General features: G+C 61.7%; 16 protein-coding genes. 15 read left to right on the forward strand and 1 reads right to left on the reverse strand.

Annotated features, from left to right (window positions below):
* The 8 genes from LAN70_03895 (at position 1) to LAN70_03930 (ending at position 11,271) form a co-directional block, all read left to right on the forward strand.
* Positions 1–459, forward strand: coding sequence for a hypothetical protein (locus LAN70_03895; protein ID MBZ5510290.1), 459 nt, complete (start codon positions 1–3; stop codon positions 457–459).
* A 644-nt stretch (positions 460–1,103) separates the two neighbouring features.
* Complete coding sequence (locus LAN70_03900; protein MBZ5510291.1) at positions 1,104–2,468, forward strand: TolC family protein; 1,365 nt, start codon at positions 1,104–1,106, stop codon at positions 2,466–2,468.
* 10 nt (positions 2,469–2,478) lie between these two features.
* Positions 2,479–3,906: an efflux RND transporter periplasmic adaptor subunit gene (locus tag LAN70_03905; protein MBZ5510292.1), complete on the forward strand. Its 1,428-nt coding sequence runs from the start codon at positions 2,479–2,481 to the stop codon at positions 3,904–3,906.
* Positions 3,907–3,960: 54 nt separating this feature from the next.
* Positions 3,961–4,467, forward strand: a complete 507-nt coding sequence (locus LAN70_03910; GenBank protein ID MBZ5510293.1) for a nitrous oxide reductase accessory protein NosL — start codon at positions 3,961–3,963, stop codon at positions 4,465–4,467.
* On the forward strand, positions 4,464–7,787 hold the full coding sequence (locus LAN70_03915) for a CusA/CzcA family heavy metal efflux RND transporter (protein ID MBZ5510294.1): 3,324 nt from the start codon (positions 4,464–4,466) through the stop codon (positions 7,785–7,787). The genes LAN70_03910 and LAN70_03915 overlap by 4 nt, the downstream gene beginning before the upstream one ends.
* On the forward strand, positions 7,780–8,592 hold the full coding sequence (locus LAN70_03920; protein ID MBZ5510295.1) for a lytic transglycosylase domain-containing protein: 813 nt from the start codon (positions 7,780–7,782) through the stop codon (positions 8,590–8,592). The genes LAN70_03915 and LAN70_03920 overlap by 8 nt, the downstream gene beginning before the upstream one ends.
* A gap of 145 nt (positions 8,593–8,737) precedes the next feature.
* Complete coding sequence (locus LAN70_03925) at positions 8,738–10,108, forward strand: tryptophanase (protein MBZ5510296.1); 1,371 nt, start codon at positions 8,738–8,740, stop codon at positions 10,106–10,108.
* A gap of 137 nt (positions 10,109–10,245) precedes the next feature.
* A complete protein-coding gene (locus tag LAN70_03930; GenBank protein ID MBZ5510297.1) occupies positions 10,246–11,271 on the forward strand; it encodes a dihydrodipicolinate reductase in 1,026 nt (341 codons plus the stop codon).
* 69 nt (positions 11,272–11,340) lie between these two features.
* Here the strand turns inward: LAN70_03930 and LAN70_03935 are convergent, their stop codons facing one another.
* Positions 11,341–12,153 (reverse strand): zinc ribbon domain-containing protein, encoded by an 813-nt coding sequence (locus tag LAN70_03935; GenBank protein MBZ5510298.1) that lies wholly within the window; start codon positions 12,151–12,153, stop codon positions 11,341–11,343.
* Positions 12,154–12,752: 599 nt separating this feature from the next.
* Here LAN70_03935 and LAN70_03940 point away from each other — a divergent pair.
* From LAN70_03940 to LAN70_03970, 7 genes are all read left to right on the forward strand, one after another.
* Positions 12,753–12,947: a hypothetical protein gene (locus LAN70_03940; protein MBZ5510299.1), complete on the forward strand. Its 195-nt coding sequence runs from the start codon at positions 12,753–12,755 to the stop codon at positions 12,945–12,947.
* Between the two features lie 26 nt (positions 12,948–12,973).
* Positions 12,974–13,465 carry an NAD(P)H-dependent oxidoreductase subunit E gene (locus LAN70_03945; protein ID MBZ5510300.1) on the forward strand — a complete coding sequence of 164 codons (492 nt, stop codon included), beginning with the start codon at positions 12,974–12,976 and terminating at the stop codon, positions 13,463–13,465.
* A gap of 14 nt (positions 13,466–13,479) precedes the next feature.
* Entirely contained in the window at positions 13,480–15,357 is a 1,878-nt protein-coding gene (locus LAN70_03950) for an NADH-quinone oxidoreductase subunit NuoF (protein MBZ5510301.1), read from the forward strand.
* A 10-nt stretch (positions 15,358–15,367) separates the two neighbouring features.
* Positions 15,368–16,087, forward strand: a complete 720-nt coding sequence (locus tag LAN70_03955; GenBank protein ID MBZ5510302.1) for a (2Fe-2S)-binding protein — start codon at positions 15,368–15,370, stop codon at positions 16,085–16,087.
* Between the two features lie 10 nt (positions 16,088–16,097).
* Positions 16,098–17,750: an FMN-binding glutamate synthase family protein gene (locus LAN70_03960; GenBank protein ID MBZ5510303.1), complete on the forward strand. Its 1,653-nt coding sequence runs from the start codon at positions 16,098–16,100 to the stop codon at positions 17,748–17,750.
* Positions 17,751–17,925: 175 nt separating this feature from the next.
* Complete coding sequence (locus tag LAN70_03965; protein ID MBZ5510304.1) at positions 17,926–18,489, forward strand: HD domain-containing protein; 564 nt, start codon at positions 17,926–17,928, stop codon at positions 18,487–18,489.
* A gap of 78 nt (positions 18,490–18,567) precedes the next feature.
* Complete coding sequence (locus LAN70_03970; protein MBZ5510305.1) at positions 18,568–19,980, forward strand: MmgE/PrpD family protein; 1,413 nt, start codon at positions 18,568–18,570, stop codon at positions 19,978–19,980.
* Positions 19,981–20,007: the final 27 nt, after the last annotated feature.

The raw sequence follows: 20,007 nt of genomic DNA on the forward strand, positions 1-20,007 counted from the left end.
GTGAAAACCAACTATTACTTGGCCGCGCTGGCTACGATCATCCTGGCAATGGCCGGCTTGGCCTATGCGCAACAGGAATATTACGACGATTCTGGCGTCCACTATCTGGAGACGGCCCAGGTCACGTCCACGCCGGTAATTCACGAGCATGCCGGCAAAACCGGCAAGTTGAAGATCGCGACTCCAGCGAATTTGGGGGGAGTCACCTTGAAACCGGGAGAGTATCTCGTCCGCCACATCGACGCCGGCAAGGAGCACTTCGTCGAGTTCTCCCAGATGGTGGACAGCAATTTTGTGCCCGAGGGCATGTCGCCCTATCAAGAACAGGTCATTGCGCGCGTGAATTGCACGCGCGAACCGCTGAACACTGTGGTTGCTCGCACCGAACTGACGCCGAAGACGAACGGCACGATGGCAAGTTTGGAAATTCGCGGCGAAAAAGTCGGGCACCGGTTCTGAGCCGTCTGCAAGGGTTATGACCGGGTGCGCCCGCTGTCGAACCGGAGTCACAGCGGGCGCGCCGTCTATAATGGTTGGCTTGGAGTTCATGAGGTCACCGCTGAGCGTGATTTCCGTCACATCCCGAAGTACATCGCACGTTTACTATTTGTCCCGAAGGGTTGAATGACCTCGGTCTTCAAATTCGTAGCTCTGGTACTCGCAGTTGCGCTACTCGCCGCGCCGGCAGCAGCGCTGTCCACATGCTGGACCAGCTCTGATGAGGCACGGCACGGCTGCGTTCCCGACTGCGCAATGATGGCGACAATGAACGCCCATCATGCTGCCTACACAGTTCAGGCGGTCACAAGCGGCCCGTCTTGTTGTGACATCTCCTCAAGCAAACCCAATCCAAGCACGCAACTGCAAGTTCCGACTGACAGCTCGCGCACAGCAGTGACTCCGCCGCAATCGCCGGGTACGTTCGCCGCTGTGATCGTTCCGGCGAGATGCGACTCGCCCGCCTCGACGCCTCCTTTGCCTTCCGGATCGCCTCAGGCCGTACTCTGCACCTTCCTCATCTGATCCCGTCCCTTTTCTCTCGCGATCCATTCAGGCGCTGAAGCCTGTGTATCCAATCGCTGTTTAGTCAAAGAGAGATTGCGATGATCAAAAGAGGATTCATCCTCATCCTGATCGCCTTGGTCTCCGCTGCCTCGGTCGCGGCGGATGACGCTAGGGGGGCGAAGGTCACAGCACAGATCGTCAACGATCAAGCCGCACCAGCAGCCGATCAGGGCGTGCTGATATTAGACGACGCGGTCCGGACTGCACTGGCGAAGAATCCCGCGGTGCAGAGTGCCGCGCACACGACAGCCGCCCAGCGCGCCAAGGTGTCGCAGGCGAGAGCGCTGCCTGACCCGAGTTTCGGAATAGGCTGGATGGGCAATATCCAGCCGTTCAGCGTGCAGACGGGAGATCCGTCGAGCTACCGCGGCGTGAGCGCGATGCAGATGCTGCCGTTTCCCGGCAAGCGCAACCTGCGCGGGCAGATCGCCTCGAAAGAAGCCGATGCCAGCCAGTGGGATGTGGAAGCGGTGCGCCGGCGCGTTGCTGCCGACGTAAAGGCGGCCTATTACGACTACTGGTTTTACGACAAGGCGATCCGGACCACCCAGCAAAATCGCGACCTGCTAACGAAGCTGTCGCAGATCTCCGAAGCCCGGTACCGCGTTGGCAAAGGCATGCAGGCAGACGTCCTGCGCTCCCAGGTCGAGATCTCGATGTTGCTACAGAAGCTGACGGTTCTGGAGCAGCAGCGGGCCACAGCGCAGGCCCGGCTCAACGCACTCATGGCGCGCGGCCCCGATGCGCCGCTGCCGCCGGCAGCCGACGTTGCGAACCAGTCGCCGCTGAACTATTCCCTCGACGACTTGTACAAACTCGCCCGGCAAAACGATCCCGAGTATCAGCGGATGCAGAGGATGGTCGAGCGCAATCAGCTGGCCATCAACCTGGCGCAGAAGGATTCCCTGCCCGACTTGAGCGTCGGCTACATGTACCAGCAACGTCCGATGATGCCGGACATGCACGGGCTGACGTTCACGGTAAATATTCCGGTCTTCTACAAGACCAAGCAGCGCGAGGAAGTCCGGCAGGCAAAGGAAGAAGAGCTGAGCGCGTCGAGCGCCCGCGATAACCGGCAGAACGAACTCTATTTCGATCTGAAACAGAACTACCTGGCGGCAAAGGCCTCCGACAACCTTCTGAAGCTTTTCTCGCAAGGCGTGGTACCGCAATCTTCGCTCGCCCTGGAGTCCTCGATGTCCGCCTACCAGGTCGGCAACGTGGACTTTCTGACGGTCATTGGGAACTTCACGACGGTTCTGAATTACGAGACGGATTACTACCGCGAACTGGCGAATTACCAGACGGCGCTGGCTCGCATGGAAGCGCTGACCGGCGCTGAGCTGATCGGTGCGCAGTCGCTGCCTGCGACGAGCGCCCCGCAGCGGCGCGACAGCAAATAAGGAGCACGCAATGGTTCAGACAAAGAACACTTTCGTACGCATCGTTGCACTAGCAGCCGCGATCGCCGTTGTCCTCAGTGTCCTGTACGGCGGCAAGGTGACCGCCGCGTTTCAGCATGACCATGACCGACAGCAGGCCGCAAGCGGTGAGCGCAAGGTCCTTTACTGGTACGACGCGATGAATCCACAGCACCACTATGACAAGCCTGGAAAGGCCCCGGATGGCATGGACCTCGTGCCCATGTACACGGATCAAGCGACGCCACCTGCTCCAAGCGCCGCGGCCCCAGCGCCCAAAGACGAACGCAAGATCCTCTACTGGTACGACCCCATGCACCCACAGTACAAGGCCGACAAGCCGGGCAAAGCGCCGGATTGCGGCATGGACCTGGTGCCGAAATACGCCGAGGAGCAGACCACAACCATGGCCCCTGGCTCGGTGATGATCTCGTCCGAGAAGCAGCAACTGATTGGCGTTCGTACCGCTGAGGTGAAACGCGAGACCTTGATTCGTGACGTGCGCACGACCGGGCAAGTCACCGCCGATGAGACGAAGATTGCCCACGTTCACGTCAAGATCAACGGCTTCATCGAGAAGGTATTCGTCGATTACATCGGCCAGTTGGTGAAGAAGGGCCAGCCGCTATTTACGCTGTACAGCCCCGACCTGGTCTCCACGCAAGAGGAATACCTGATCGCCAAGCGCGGCGAGAAGACGCTCGGCGCTTCCGCATTCGCGGAGGTGGCGCAAGGCTCGGAGTCTCTGTTGCGCTCGACCCGCGAGCGCCTCAGGCTGTGGGACATCAGCGATGAGCAGATTAAGAAGCTCGATGAAACGGGACAGGTCAGTCGCACGCTCACCTTCTATTCGCCGATCGCCGGCTTCGTGACTGACCGCAAAGCCTTCCCGAATACCTCGGTGAACCCGGACACGGAGCTGTACACGGTTTCGGACTTCTCCACCATCTGGGTGAACGCGGACATTTTCGAGTACGAGGTCCCATTCGTGAAGATCGGCCAGCATGCGGAGATGCAGCTCAGCTACTATCCCGGCAAGAAATGGAACGGTCGCGTGTCGTTCATCTACCCGACCGTCGATCCGACGACGCGAACGGTAAAGGTACGCCTGGAGTTTCCGAATCCCGACTTCCAGTTGAAGCCGCAGATGTTTGCCGATGTCGCATTGAAGGTCAGCTACGGCGACCAGATCGTCGTTCCACAAGAGGCGGTGCTTGATTCCGGCAAGGAACAAACCGTGTTCGTGGCCCATAAGGACGGCTACTTCGAGCCGCGCAAGATCACGACGGGCGCCAAGCTGGACGGCAAAGTATTGGTGCTGTCGGGGCTCAAGGCTGGTGAGACCGTCGTCACCTCGGGCAACTTCCTGATCGATTCCGAGAGCCGGCTGAAGAGCGCCACGGGCTCGATGCAGCACTAACAGCCCCACAACGCGCAAAACCGGCGCGTTGCGGGGGCCCCGAACGGAGGAATGATGGCACGCAAATTTTCAATCGCTGCGTTGGTGCTGCTGGTGTTCGTCGCCGGATTGCTGATCGCCGGACAGTGGAGTTTGCATCGGCACTCGGAAGAGTTCTGCAACATCTGCGCGCGCCACATCAACCCCAAAGCGGGGGTGATTGCCGAGATCGGAACGCGGCGCCAGCGGGTGTGCTGTGCGCACTGCGCGGTGACCGAAGGTCTTCAGGAACACAAGCTGGTTCGGCTGATCGAAGTGACCGACTACGGCACCGGCCGCAAGCTCGATCCACGCCAAGCCTGGTACGTGGACGGCAGCCGCATCAACGCCTGCGCGCACGACATGACCCACCTCAATGAGATGAAGCAGGTGGAGAAAACCGCGTTCGACCGCTGCTCGCCAGGGACATTCGCTTTTGCCTCTCGTGGTGACGCCGACACGTTCGCTGCTAAGAATGGCGGGACGGTTCTCGCCATGAACGAAATGCTCGCCGGCGTTAATGCCGGGGAGGCAAAGCCATGATTGACCGCATTATCGAAATCTGCGCCAAGAACAAGTTCCTGGTCTTTCTCTTTATCGCCGTGGGCGTTCTGTTCGGCTGGCATTCGTTGAAGAACACCAAGATCGATGCCATCCCCGATCTGTCGGACACGCAGGTCATCGTGTACGCGAAGTGGGACCGCAGCCCGGACATCATGGAAGACCAGGTCAGCTACCCCATCACCTCGGCTCTGCTCGGCATGCCCAAGGTGAAAGACATCCGGGCCTTCAGCGACTTCGGGTATTCCTACGTCTACATCATCTTCGAGGAAGGCACTGATATTTACTGGGCTCGTTCCCGCACCCTGGAGTACCTGAACTCGGTTACGCCGAGGCTCCCCAAGGGCGTCAATGTCGAGTTGGCCAAGGACGCGACCGCGGTCGGCTGGGTCTATCAATACGCGCTCGTCGACGAAACCAGTCAGTACTCGCTTGACCAAATGCGCAGCTACCAGGACTGGTACTTGCGTTACGCGCTGCAAGCGGTGCCGGGTGTAGCCGAAGTCGCGCCCATTGGCGGCTTCGTGCGGCAATACCAAATCAACGTCGATCCCAACAAGCTGCTCGCCTACAAGATCCCCATAAACATGGTTGTGGATGCCGTACAGAGGTCGAACAACGATGTAGGCGCACGCCTTGTCGAGCAGACCGGCCGGGAATACATGGTGCGGGGACGCGGCTATATCAAATCGCTCGCTGATATTGCGAGTATCCCGCTGATGGTCAACCAGCAAACCGGTACCCCGGTGCTGGTGCGCGATGTGGCCACGGTGACCTACGGCCCGGACATGCGGCGAGGCGTTTCAGAGATCGACGGCAGAGGCGAAGTCGTCGGGGGCGTGGTGATCATGCGCTTCGGCGAGAACGCCCAGAAAGTAATTGAGCGCGTCAAGGCGAAGATCTCCGAGATTGAACCGACGTTGCCCAAAGGGCTGAAGATCGTGCCCACCTACGACCGCTCCGATCTGATCGACCGGTCGGTGGACAACCTGAAGCGCACGCTGTTGGAAGAGTTGATCATCGTCAGCCTGGTGATCCTGATCTTTCTGTGGCACTTCCCGAGCGCCATCATCCCGATCACCGCCATTCCGCTCACCGTGATCCTGGCGTTCATTCCCATCCAGATGTCGGGCATGACGGCCAACATCATGTCGCTGGGCGGCATTGCCGTGGCAATTGGGGCGATGGTGGACGCCGCCGTGGTCGTCGTCGAGCAGATTCATAAGAAGCTGGAACGCTGGGAGGCGGAAGGCAAGCCGGGGAATCGTTCGGCTGTGCTGCTGTCGGCCATCAAGGAAGTCGGTGGGCCCAGCTTCTTCGCCTTATTGGTGATTGCCGTTTCGTTTCTGCCGGTGTTCACGCTGGAGGCGCAGGAAGGACGGCTGTTCAAGCCGCTGGCATTCACCAAGAACTTCGCCATGGCGATTGCCGCCGTGCTGGCCATTACGCTCGTGCCGGCGACCGTTGGTTTGCTATTTGGACGCACACGTCCCTTCAGTTTCCGCCCGAGGTGGCTGGCCCGCATGGTGAGTGCCGTCGCCATAGGGAAGATACACAAGGAAGAGAACCATCCCATCAGCCGGCCCTTGATGAAGATCTACCATCCCGTGTGTGAGTTTGCCCTGGAGCACAAGTGGAAGACGATCGCAGTGGCTGTCATTGCGATGGCGCTGACCGTTCCGGTGTTCTTCAAGCTCGGCTCCGAATTCATGCCGCCGCTCGACGAAGGCACGCTGCTCTACATGCCGACGACGCTGCCCGGAATGTCGGTCACCGAAGCCACCAATCTGCTCCAGGTGCAGGACAAGATCATCAAGAGGTTCCCCGAAGTTGATCGTGTGTTCGGCAAAGCCGGTCGCGTTGAAAGCGCCACCGACCCGGCGCCGTACTCGATGATGGAAACCGTTGTCGTGCTCAAGCCGCAAACGCAGTGGCCAAGGCGTGAGCGGTTTTACTCGAAATCGGCGCCCAACTGGGCACAGAACATCCTTCGCCGCTTCTGGCCCGACCACAAAACCACGCAGGAATTGATCTACGGTCCGGGCGGGATGAATGAGGCGCTTTCGATTCCGGGTGTCGCCAACGCTTGGACCATGCCGATCAAGGCCCGCATTGACATGCTGACCACAGGGGTGCGCACCCCGCTCGGAATCAAGGTCCTGGGCTCCGACCTGGGCGAGATCGAAAAGATAGGCGAGCAGGTCGAGACCGCGCTGAAGAGCATCCCCGGCACGACCAGCGTGTTCGCGGAGCGCACCACCGGTGGCTATTTCCTCGATTTCGACCTCAAGCGGGATCAGTTAGCAAGGTACGGACTGAAGATTGATGATGCCAATGAAGTGCTGATGTCGGCCATCGGCGGCGAACCGGTCACGACGACGGTGGAAGGGCGCGAACGCTACAGCGTGAACGTCCGTTACCTTCGCGACTACCGTTCCGACCTGGATGCGCTCCAGCGGGTGCTGGTCAACACGCCGTCGGGAGCGCAGGTTCCGCTGGCGCAGCTCGCTGACATCTCGCTCAAGACCGGCCCCGGCATGATCCGCGACGAGAATGGCCGGCTGAGCGGCTATGTCTACGTCGACGTGAGCGGCCGCGACATCGGCAGCTACGTCACCGATGCGAAGAATGCGGTCCGGCAGAAGGTCGGTGTCCCTGCCGGCTATCAGCTGGTTTGGAGCGGGCAATACGAATCGATGCAGCGCGTAAAGGAACGGCTGAAGATCGTTTTGCCGGTCACGCTCTTCATCGTCTTCCTGCTGCTCTACTTCAACACCGGCTCCGCCGTGAAGACGGGAATCATCCTGCTCGCCGTTCCGTTCTCCGCCATCGGCGCCATTTGGTTCCTCTACTTGCTGAACTACAACATGAGCATTGCCGTCTGGGTCGGCCTCATCGCCCTGCTTGGCGTGGATGCCGAAACGGCGGTCTTCATGTTGCTGTACCTCGACCTCGCGTACCACGACGCGATCAACAAGGGGCAGATGAACAGTTGGGACAATTTAAAAGAAGCGATTGTGAACGGCGCGGTCAAGCGCTTGCGTCCCAAGGTGATGACCGTTGCCTGCATGCTCTTCGGCCTTCTCCCGATTATGTGGTCGGTGGGCGCCGGTGGCGACGTGATGAAACGCATCGCAGCGCCCATGATCGGCGGCATCCTGACCTCATTCCTGATGGAGCTGATGATCTATCCCCCGATCTTCGCCATCTGGAAGTGGAACTTTGAGGTGAAACCGGGACTAAAGAAGAACCAGCCGACGCAGCTCACACCGGAGCCGCAGCAAGAGGTGGTGCATGTTTAACGTACTTCATCGCCTCGTGGGACCCGTGCGCGCATTGATAATTCCAATGCTGTTGTCCGGAACGATCTGGGCGCAGGGGTCGCAGCCGGTGCCGGAATCTGTTCAGGCGCAGGACGTGTTCGCAGGGTGGCACGCCAGTCTCAGCGATGCTGCTGACAGGGCACTGGCGGCAGCGGTAGCCGACAAGCCATGGATGAAGACTCCGGAAGTGGCCGCGGGTGCCGCCGGCCGCTCATCAACCACGACGACGATCGACTCTCTCGTGCGGGTGCGCGCTGCTGTTCAGCGCGTCCAGCAACTCCGGCCGACGATAGAACCCATCCTCCGGCAGGAAGGTGTGCCCTCGGAGCTAAGCGCGATTGTTTTGGTCGAGAGCGGCGGCCAACCTACAGCACTCTCCCCCAAAGGCGCGCGCGGCCTCTGGCAGTTCATGCCGGGCACCGCGCGGCGCTACGGTCTGGCGGTTACCGCCGAGCATGATGAACGGATCGAAGCCGTGAAATCCACGCGTGCGGCTGCCCGCTATTTGCGCGACCTGCACCAGCAGTTCGGTGATTGGCAATTGGTATTCGCCGCCTACAACGCTGGAGAGCAGGCAGTGGAGCACGCGGCGGCGCGTACCGGCCAACACAGTTTTTCGAGCATCCAGCGCGCGCTGCCGAAGGAAACCCGCAACTACGTCCCCGCCGTATTGAATGCGATGGCAGTACTCGGCGGCAACCCGGAGGCAGCCTTGCGTGCCGTCAATTCCAGCAGGCCGCCAAATGCTCGGTTGCTCTACGCCTCGGCGGATGCTACCGAATAGACAAGCATTGCAGGCAATTATTATGGGCCGCTCAAGGGCGCCTTCCTTTTGTGACCTGGAGCACTACAATGGTAGCGGCACGAGCGTATGATTTGCCGCTGCAGCATGGGAAATCACCAAATCACGAACTGCTGAATCACCAATGATTAAGACCATCATCGAGCCCTTCCGCATCAAGAGCGTCGAGCCCATCCGCTGGACCACCCGCGAGCAGCGCGAGGAGCTGCTGCGCGCGGCGCACTACAACCTCTTTCTGCTTCCGGCGGAAGACGTGCTCATTGACCTGCTCACCGACTCCGGCACCGGCGCCATGTCCACCGACCAGTGGGCGGCCATGATCCAGGGCGACGAAAGCTACGCCGGCAGCAAGAGCTTCGACCACTTCCGCGACTCGGTGCAGGACATCTTCGGCTACAAGCATGTGATCCCCACCCACCAGGGCCGCGCCGCCGAGCGCATCCTCTTCCACGTCATGTGCAAGAAGGGCGACGTGGTGCCCAACAACACCCACTTCGACACCACGCGTGCCAACATCGAGTACGTCGGCGCCGAGGCGGTGGATTTGCCCATCCCTGAAGGGCGTCAGCCCTCGTTGCAACATCCCTTCAAGGGCAACATGGATGTCGGCGCGTTGGAGGAGTTAATCGCGCGCGTCGGGCGCGAGCGCATTCCGCTGGTCATGCTTACGGTCACCAACAACTCCGGCGGCGGCCAGCCGGTGTCCATGGAAAACGTGCGCGCCGTCAGCGCGGTCTGCCGGAAGCACGACATTCCGCTGTACTTCGACGCCTGCCGCTTCGCCGAGAACTCCTACTTCATCAAGCTGCGCGAGCCGGGATACGCCAACCGGGAGCCCAAGCAGATTGCGCAGGAGATGTTTCGCTGCGGCGACGGCTGCACCATGTCGGCCAAGAAAGACGGTATGGCCAATATCGGCGGCTTCCTGTGCACCAATGACGACCTGCTGGCGCAGCAGGAAAAAGATCTGCTCATCCTGACCGAAGGCTATCCGACCTACGGCGGTCTGGCGGGGCGCGACCTGGAGGCGGTCGCCGTGGGATTGCAGGAGGCGCTGCACGAGGATTACCTGCGCTACCGCATCACCTCGACCGGGTACCTCGGAAACCATATCGCTTCGCAGGGCGTACCCATCGTGCAGCCGCCCGGCGGACACGCCATTTACCTCGATGCGCGCGCGTTCCTCCCGCACGTTCCGCCGGAGCAATTCCCGGGCGTGGCGCTGGCGGCCGAGCTTTACCTGGAAGGTGGAATCAGGTCGGTCGAGATCGGCACGCTGATGTTCGGCGCGGCGGCGAAAATGGATTTGGTGCGGCTGGCAATCCCGCGGCGGGTGTACACCCAGAGCCACATTGACTACGTGGTGGAGATCATCCTGGAAGTGTGGCGCCGGCGCGAGCAAATTCGCGGCCTGAAACTGAGCTACGAAGCGCCCTTCCTGCGTCACTTCACGGCGAAGCTGGAGCCACTTGCGCTGGCAGTGGCGGTGAAGGCTTAGCCGCGGATTCCCGCGGATCAAGACGGATCGTGAATTGTTCCTTTTCCGATCCGCGTTCATCCGTGGAAATCCGCGGTTGATGCTGTACCATAGCCAGTTTTCATCCCGAGCCATTCATCTTCGGAGGACTAGCATTCATGGGCAAGATTCGCGTCATCCAGTACGGCGTTGGCCCCATCGGCGCAGGCATGGTGCGCCTGATGCTCACCAAGCCCGCCATCCAGATCGTCGGCGCCATTGATGTGGACCCGAAAAAAGTCGGCAAGGACCTCGGCACGGTCGCCGGCGCCGACCGCGAAATCGGCGTCAAGATAAGTTCCGACAGCAAGACCGTGCTGCGCTCCGGCGCCGACGTGGTCGTGCACACTACCTTGTCCCACCTGAAGTCGGTGGCCGGCCAACTCACCGACTGCCTTAGCGCCGGGCTGCACGTGGTCTCCACCTGCGAGGAGCTGTCGTACCCCTTCCGCAAGCACCCTGAACTCGCCAAGCATCTCGACGAAGTGGCGCGCCAGCACAAGGTCGTGCTGCTCGGCACCGGCGTCAATCCCGGCTTCGTGCTCGACAAGCTCATCCTGACGCTCGCCACCGCCTGCCAGAATGTGACGCACGCCAGCGGGCATCGCATCGTGAACGCCAGCAAGCGGCGCCAGCCGTTGCAGGCGAAAATCGGCTCCGGCATGACGGTGGAACTGTTCCAGGCGCAGGTGAAGGCCGGCGTCATCAAGCACCACGGCCTGCCGGAGTCGGTGGGCATGGTCGCCGACGGCCTCGGCCTCGAGGTTGTCAAGATCGAAGAAGTGATTGAGCCGGTGATTGCCAAAGAGCGCGTCAAGACCGACTATTTCGACGTCCCCAAGGGCAGGGTGGTGGGCGTCCGCCAGGTGGCGCACGGGATTTCGGCGGCGGGCCAGGTGAACGTGGACCTGAAGCTGGAGATGTACCTGGGCGCGCCCGATTCGGTGGACACGGTGAGCATCAAGGGCACGCCCGATTTGACCCTCACCGTGCCCGGCGGCACCCACGGCGACCTGGCGACCGCCGCCATCACCGTGAACTGCATTCCCGCGCTGTTCGAGATGCGTCCCGGATTGCGCACGTCGAAGGACACGCCGATGTGCTTCTTCCCGGGAGTGAGTTCGGCGAGTGGCAAGTGCCTTTAGTTGCTGCGGTGTAACTTGCGATAAGTGCCGCTATCGCCAGTTACCAGAAGCTTCCAGAACTCCTCCGCTTCAGCTGGCAAACGCTCTTTTCCCTTCGTGGGAGGAAAGCGCGACCAAAGCGTAAATACCCAGAGCCGTACCTATGGGAAATGCGGGCAAAGATACGGCGCCGATAACCAGCGCCAGAGGTCGGCCCCATTTTTTTCTCTTCCCGATACTCCAAGCAGCTACGCTGAAGAGAACCATGACCGTCAAGCCAATGCTAAGCAGAACAATGGCGAAGATTTTATTCTCTGGGTGTTTCTCAGTCGAGACTCCGGCATAACCGACTAACGCAAGAAAACCGTTCACTGTCGCCGCGGTGTAATAGAGCCACTTGAGAGTGGTCAACCGCCTCCGCGCTGTTGCCTGCTGAGCTCGAGCTATCAGGGGGGCCCGATCGGCCTCAAGACCTTCCCGCTGTAACGACGTCTGTCGCTGCACTTCATCGGGAGTAAAGCCGTGTCCGCAGAACCGGCAGACCACCGCCTCAAGCTGGATCCACTCAGCGCAACGCGGACACTTTCTCCGCGACTCTATCGGCGCGGGGGGTGACGGACGCTTGCGAGCTTCCCTGACCAGAGCCCACGTAAGTCCCAGTTCCTTTTGCAAACGGTACGACGGGCGACTGACGAGGGCGGAAACGACCAACAGAAGAAACAACACGCCTAGGCCGATTAGTGGTGCTGGCAAAAACAGAAAGAAGCTCACGACCATGATAATGAAAATTATTTTGGTTTTTGGCCTCGCGCGGATGACTGCTTCTTTCCACTCCGTGAACTTCTCGGGATCAACACCCGGAAACTCCGATGCTTGCAGCTCCTCGATGCTCCGCGTCCTCATAAAGCCTCGCTTCCTGCGGCCAAACACATCGGCTCGAGAGACGCTCCCTTTGCAGCGGGAACGGCAGCGGGCACGGAGGCTTGTTGCGAGAATGCCAGAGCGGCGAAGGCAGTGGCGACGAGGAGCAGCGATCGTGCAGGCATGTAGCCTCTTCAGGCCGGAATGCGAAATTGCCTTAGCGAAAGGATACGGCAGCGCGCAGGAAATTCAATCGTCAACAAGAGCCTGTTGAGGGAAGAGTTCCGGAATGGGCCTGCGTTTAATGTGCGAGTATGTGTGTGGAAGAGGTGATTGTCGATTATCGGCTAATCGCAAGTAACCCAAAAACTCCGCCGATTCGCCAGCACCCCCCTCCCCGCGATTTCCCTCCTCTTAGGCCCGCCCACGGCCCCCGCTATCGAAAAAACCGATTGCTCTAATCACAGAAACACGTGATATGCCTCACTGCCAATTCGCCCGTCGGGGGATGTAATCACCTGTTAAGCGGACGGCGCACGCGCCGCGAGGGACCCCTAATGAGTGACCAGCCGAAAGGCTCTAAGTACCACCTGCTCAAGTGCCCGCTGTGTGAAGGTCGCGGGGAACTACCTCAAAAAGAAATGTTGGACCGGCTGAAGGAAACCGACCTTGGCCATAAGCTCGCCAGCTACGTTGAGAATTTCATCGTGGCCGACGAACAAGCCGCCGAACCCGCTGAGCCCGAGTCCGTAAAAGCGGGCCAGCCCGATTTCAAGCAGCACGTTGACGTGTGGAACTGCACCCACTTCCTGTGGCGCCGCAGTCCGAAAGAGTGAAGCTGGTGTAACGCAGAGGGAAACCTATGGCGACGGAGACTGAAGTCATCCCGGAAATATTGGCCCAATTTGACCAGACGCGTTCCAGCCTGATTCCCATCCTCCAGGAAATTCAGAACAAATACCGGTACTTGCCGCAGCCCATGCTGCGCCAGGTCGCGCTCAAGTTGGACGTGCCGCTGCCCGACGTTTACCACGTCGCCACCTTCTACAACTGCTTCAGCCTGGAGCCGGTGGGCCGCAACCTGGTGCAGGTATGCCTGGGCACCGCCTGCCACGTGCGCGGCGCGCCCAAGGTACTGGACCGCGTGCTCACCGACCTGAAGCTGCCCGCCCCGGGCACCAGCGCCGACATGGAATTTACGGTGCGCACAGTGCGTTGTGTCGGCTGCTGCGGGCTGGCGCCGGTGGTGCGCGTCAACGACAGCACTCATCCGGCCATGACCCAGGCGAAGGTGAAAGGCATGCTGAAGAAGTATTACAGCAAGCCAGCGGTGAAAGCAGAAGCAGCGCAGTAGCGCGAGGACATCCGATGCCAAGGCTGAATTCAATCGAGCAACTGGAGAAACTGCGCGCCGAGTGTGTCGCCGGCAAAGATAAAGACGCGCAGCGTCCCTGCCTGACGGTCTGCGCCGGCAGCGGTTGCAGCGCCGCGGGCGCCGAAGACCTGCTGACCGCGCTGCGCAAGGCGGTCGACAAGGCCGGCATGCAGGACAAAATTGACGTCAAGAGCACCGGCTGCCACGGCTTCTGCGAGCGCGGCCCGGTCATGCTGGTCTGGCCCGAGGGCACTTTCTACAACCGGGTCACCGCCGTCAGCGCCGCCGACGTCGTCGCCAGCGTCTGCAACGGCCACAAGCCGGTCGAAAAACTGCTCTACAAGGACCCGGTCAGCGGCAAGAAGTGCCTGACGGAAGAGGAAGTCCCGTTCTACGCCCGCCAGACCCGCGTGCTCTTCGCCAACAACGGCCGCATCGATCCCAAGCAGATCACCGATTACCTGCGCGTCGGCGGCTACGCGTCGGTCGCGAAAGTTCTCGGCGGCATGACGCCGGAGAAAGTGGTGGAAACCGTCACCAAATCCGGCCTGCGCGGACGCGGCGGCGCCGGCTTCCCCACCGGATTGAAGTGGAGCCTGTGCCGCGCCAACGGCAAGCCTAACGGCCACGGCGAAATCGAGCGCTACATCATCTGCAATGCCGACGAAGGCGATCCCGGCGCGTTCATGGACCGCTCGCTGCTGGAAGGCAATCCTCACAGCGTGATCGAGGGCATGATCATCGGCGCCTTCGCGCTCGGGGCAAGGCAGGGCTTCGTTTACGTCCGCGCCGAGTATCCGCTCGCGGTCAAGCACCTCGATATCGCGCTCAAGCAGGCGGAAGAACTGGGCCTGCTGGGCGACAACATTCTTGGCACCGGGCTGAGCTTCCGCATCCGCCTGGTGCAGGGTGCGGGCGCATTCGTGTGCGGCGAAGAAACCGCGCTGATCGCGTCTATCGAAGGCCGCGTCGGGGAGCCTCACCCCCGTCCGCCGTATCCGGTCGAAAAGGGTCTGTTCGGCAAGCCCACGGTCATCAACAACGTGAAGACCTGGGCCTCGGTCGGCCACATCGTGAACCGGGGCGCCGACTGGTATTCCGCCATCGGAACGGAAAAGAGCAAGGGCACGATGGTGTTCTCGCTGGTGGGCAAGATCAACAACACCGGCCTGGTCGAAGTGCCCATGGGGATCACGCTGCACGAGATGATCTACGACATCGGCGGCGGCATTCCCAACGGCCGTTCGCTGAAAGCGGTGCAGATCGGCGGCCCCTCCGGCGGGTGTATTCCCGCCGACCTGGTGGACCTGAAGATTGACTACGAGCAACTCCAGAAGGCCGGCAGCATGATGGGTTCCGGCGGCATGGTGGTGATGGACGATTCCACCTGCATGGTGGACGTGGCCCGCTACTTCATGGAGTTCCTCGAAGAGGAGTCCTGCGGCCAGTGCTTCCCCTGCCGCCAGGGCACGCAGGAAATGAAGGCGATCCTGACGCGCATCTGCGAGGGGCGCGGCAAGGAAGAGGACCTCGACATACTGCAGGATCTTGGCTGGCTGATGAAGGAAACATCGCTGTGCGGCCTCGGCCAGACCGCCGCCAACCCGGTCCTGACCACGCTGCGCTACTTCCGCAACGAGTACCTGGCGCACATCCGCGACGAGGTCTGCCCGGCCAAGGTGTGCAAGAAGCTGATCATGTATGAGATCAGCCCGACCATCTGCGACGGCTGCGGCGCCTGCGTGAAGGTCTGCGCCGGCACCGCGATCCTTGGCGAAAAGGATCACGCCCACAAAATTGACCAGGCCAAGTGCACGAAATGCGGCGCGTGCATGGAAGTGTGTCAACCCAAAGCCGTGCTGGTTTCTTAGGAGCGATCTCGTGCCGAAGCTGAGGATCAACGGCATTTCGGTGGAAGTGGAACCCGGCACTACCGTGCTGGAGTCCATCCGCTTCCTCGGTCTTCCCATCCCCACGCTGTGCCACGACGACGGCCTGCGCGACATCGGCGCCTGCCGCTTGTGCGTGGTGGAAGTCAGCATGGGCGCCAACGGGCGTACCCGCCTGTTGAGTGCCTGTACGCTCCCGGCGCAGGACGGCATGGAGGTCCGCACCAACTCCGCCACCGTGCAGCGGGCCCGCAAGCTGCTGCTGGAGCTTTACGTCGCCACCTGCCCGCAGTCCAAGACCATCCAGGACCTGGCCAGCGAGTATGGCGTGCGCCAGTGCCGCTACGACACGCACAACGAGCACTGCATCCAGTGCGGGCTCTGTGTGCGCATCTGCGAGCAGCAGATGATGGCCGGCGCCATCGGATTCTCCGGACGCGGCCACCACCGCCGCGTCTCCCGACCCTTCGACATCACCAGCGACAAGTGCCGCCAGTGCGGCGCTTGCATCTATGCCTGCCCCGTCTGCGAACTGCGGTGCCAAGCCTCCACGGCCACCACCGCGCTGTGCAGCGGATGCCTGAATTTCGCGCCCGTCTGCTTCCAAAGCTACGACGACGCTATGTGCTTTCTGGAACCGTGCCATGCCTGCGAGCTGACCGGTCCGATTCGCAGTGAAGTCCCAATCAAGCTTCGCGCAGGAAAAAATTAGGAGAAAACCGATGACTTATACACGCCTCAACGCTTCCGCGGCCACGCTGACCAAGAACCGCACCGCAGACTCGGTTAGCTCGCTCAGCGGAATGTGCACCACCTGCATTGACGGGTGCATCGGGATGTGCGAGATCGGCAAGTCGGCCTACCGCGGCCCGGAGATGATCTACCCGCAGCCGTTCGGGATCATCACCACCGCCTCGCAGAAGGATTACCCGGTCGACCTGTCGCATTTCACCATCCTCGGGCGCTGCGCAGGCGCGTGGGGCTGCGAACCGGACAGCAACAAGGCGCTGTTCCCCAACGTCAACCTCGAGCAGACCATCGGGGCCGACAAGAAGAACGGCATCAAGTGCCGCCTCCCGTTCATCGGCGCCGCCATGGGTTCCACCAACGTCGCCAAGAACAACTGGCCGGAATACGCGGCCGGCCTGGCGATCAGCGGCGTGCCCATGGCCATCGGCGAGAACGTCACCGGCATGGACATGAACTCGCAGTTTGCCAATGGCAAGGTCATCTCCGCGCCCGAGCTGAAGTGGCGCGTGGATTCCTACCGCGACTGGCAGCTCGATGACTTCGGCGAGGTCATCCTCCAGGCCAACGTCGAGGACACCATGCTCGGCGTGCAGGAATACGCCATCAAGAATCTCGGCGTCAAATCGGTCGAGCTGAAGTGGGGACAGGGCGCCAAGGACATCGGCGGCGAAGTCAAGATCCGCGACCTCGCCAAGGCGCAGGAACTGCAAAAGCGCGGCTACATCGTGCTGCCCAACCCCACCGATCCTCTTGTCGTCGAGGCCTTCAAGCGCGGCGCCTTCCATGAATTCGAGCGCCACTCCCGCGTCGGCATGGTCACGCAAGATGGCTTCGTGAAGCGCGTCGAGGAGCTGCGCAAGTGCGGCGCCAAGCGCATCACGCTGAAGACCGGCGCGTATCGTCCCGAGGACACCGCGCGCGCCGTCAAGTACGCCTCCATCTGCGAGCTCGACCTGCTCACCGTGGACGGCGCCGGCGGCGGCACCGGCATGAGCCCGTGGCGCATGATGAATGAGTGGGGCATCCCCACCGTCGAGCTGCACTCGCTGGTCTACGAGTACTACTGCAAGCTGGCCAGCAAGAAGATGTTCCTGCCCGACCTGGCGCTCGCCGGCGGCTTCACCTTCGAGGATCAGATGTTCAAGGGCTTCGCCCTCGGCGCTCCGTTCGTGAAGCTCATCGCCTACGCCCGCGCTCCGCTGGCCGCGGCCATGGTCGCCAAGAACATCGGCAAGGCAATCGAAGCGCAGAACCTGCCCATCTACATCCAGCGCTTCGGCCTCGGCGTGGACGAGATCTTCGTCACCGCCCACGAGCTGCGCCACATCCTCGGCGACCGCTTCAAGAAGCTGCCCACCGGCGCCATCGGCGTCTACACCTACAACCAGCGGCTGGCACAGGGTCTGCGGCAGTTCATGACCGGCGCGCGCAAGTTCGCGCTGAAGTACATCACCCGCGACGACATCTGCAGCCTCACGCCCGAAGGCGCTCGCGTCAGCGGCCTCGACTACATCATGGACGTGGACAAGAAGCAGGCCGACGCCATTCTGTTCTCGAACGGCACCTCCAAGGCCGCCGGGAAGCATGTGGCACTGGCGGGCAAGAACGGCAAGGCACGGAGATAGGGACCGCTCGCGACGCGCTCAAAACAGGGACGCGCGAGCAAAGTGAACCCGGGGCGGCGCAGCCCCGGGTTTCTTTTTGACTGCGATCCTCAAGCCGCACGACGATCCACAGATGTTCCACGTAGAACATTTGTGGATAAGGTATCCTTAGCGGTTTGGCCTGGAGGCGCTGACCATGCCTGACGCGGCTGCCAGCACGCTGCACGACGCCGTCCGCCGGCTCTGGCCGGAGCTGGAGTGGATTCAGAATGTTGGCCTACGCGAGCGGGTCGCGCGTACTTGGGAGCGCGCCTTTGAGCTGTCGCCGCTTGCGCCCGACGACCTCAGCCGCATCCCCTTCACGCTGCTGGTGCCCAACTGCCCGGCGACTTTCATGGAGCACAAGCGCTGCGTGGTGCATATCGCGCGGCGGGCGGCGGAAGCCATGCGGGAACACATGGGGCGCGCGCTGGCCATCGACATGGACGTGGTGATCGCGGGCGCGATCCTGGCTGACGTCGGCAAGCTGCTCGAATACGAAAACGTGAACGGCAAGACGCGCCAGTCGAAGCGCGGCGAGATGCTAAGGCATCCGTTCACCGGCGTGGCGCTGGCGATGGAATGCGGCGTGCCCGACGCGGTCTGCCACGTCATCGCCGCCCATGCCGCCGAGGGTGACCTGGTGAAACGCTCCACCGAAGCCACCATCGTGCACCACGCGGACTTCATGGCGTATGAGCCGTTCAAGAATTTGAAGTAGTCGACGGTCGACGGCTGACGGTCGACACTTTGGACCTTTGCCGCCGTCGACCGTAGACCGTCGACCGTAGACGAGCCTATGACGATCACCGGACCCATCTCAAAATTCGCGGCCTCGCTGAAATTCGAAGACCTGTCGCCTGACGCGATCTACCAGGCGAAGCGTTTCCTCCTGGATTCGCTGGGGTGCGCGCTGGGCGGATACCGGCAGCATGACGTGATCATCGCGTTGCAGGTGCTGGACGAAATCGCCGGGCGCGGGCCGTGCACGGTGATCGGCAGCGGCAAGCGCGTGGACGCGGTGTCGGCGGCGCTGGCCAACGCGCTGATGATTCGCTGCATGGATTACAACGACATCTACTGGAAGCAGGACCCGTCGCATCCCTCCGACATTTTTCCCGCGGCGCTGGCTTGCTGCGAGCGCGCCGGGAGCGACGGGCGCGAGTTGATCGTCGGGCTGGTGCTGGGGCACGAGTTCGAGTGCCGCTTCTGCGAGGCGGCGTTTCCCGGCATTCGCGAGCGCGGCTGGCATCACGCCACGCTGACCGCGTTCGTTTCGCCCATCGTCGCCGGGCGCGCGCTACATCTTTCGGCCGAGCAAATTCAGCACGCCATCGGCATCTCGGCCTCGCGCCATGCCACGCTGGGCGCGGTCACGGCCGGCAAGCTGACGATGATGAAGAACACGGTGGACCCGATGGCAACGCAGTCAGGCGTGCTGGCGGCGCTGATGGCGGAGAAGGGCTACACCGGGCCCGAGCACGTGGTGGACGGCAAGGAAGGGCTCACGCATTGCTTCGGGCCGGAGTGGAAGCTGAACGTGCTCACGGATGGACTCGGCGAATCGTGGCGCATCACGCAGTGCGGGATGAAGTTCTTCCCCACCGAGGCGTTGACGCACGCGCCGATCTCGGCGGTGCTCGACCTGGTGCGCGAGCACGATCTCAAGCCGGAGCAGGTGGAGAAGGTGCACATCCGCTCGCTGGCGCGCGCCGCCGACATCCTGAGCGATCCCAGCAAGTACGATCCGCACACGAAAGAAACCGCCGATCATTCGCTGCCCTACGTGATCGCCGCCGCGCTGGTGGACCGGCAGGTGACGCCGGCGCAGTTCACGCCGGAGAAGATCATGGACCCGCAGATCCGCGCGCAGTTGCGCAAGGTGGAAGTGGTCGGCGATCCGGAGATCGAGAAAGTTTTCCCGGCGCTTCAGCGCGTGATCGTGACCATCCGCACGACCTCGGGACAGGAGTTCACCAGGCAGCTCGATTATCCCAAGGGCGATCCGCGGAATCCCTTGTCGGACGCGGAGATTGAAGAGAAGTTCGCGGCGCTGGCCGGCCCGGTACTGTCGCGCGCGGCGCAGAAGAAGGTGCGCGAGGCAGTGTGGAACTTAGAGAAGCTGGAGTCGGTCACAGCGCTAATGAAATTGCTGAAAGCGCGGCGAACGGCGAAGGAGAAGAGAACGGTCGAGCAGGCGAGCACGGCATAGAGAATGCATAGATCCTGAGCTCGCGCA

The sequence above is a fragment of the Terriglobia bacterium genome (genome assembly GCA_020072845.1).
Lineage (GTDB): Bacteria > Acidobacteriota > Terriglobia > Terriglobales > Acidobacteriaceae > JAIQGF01.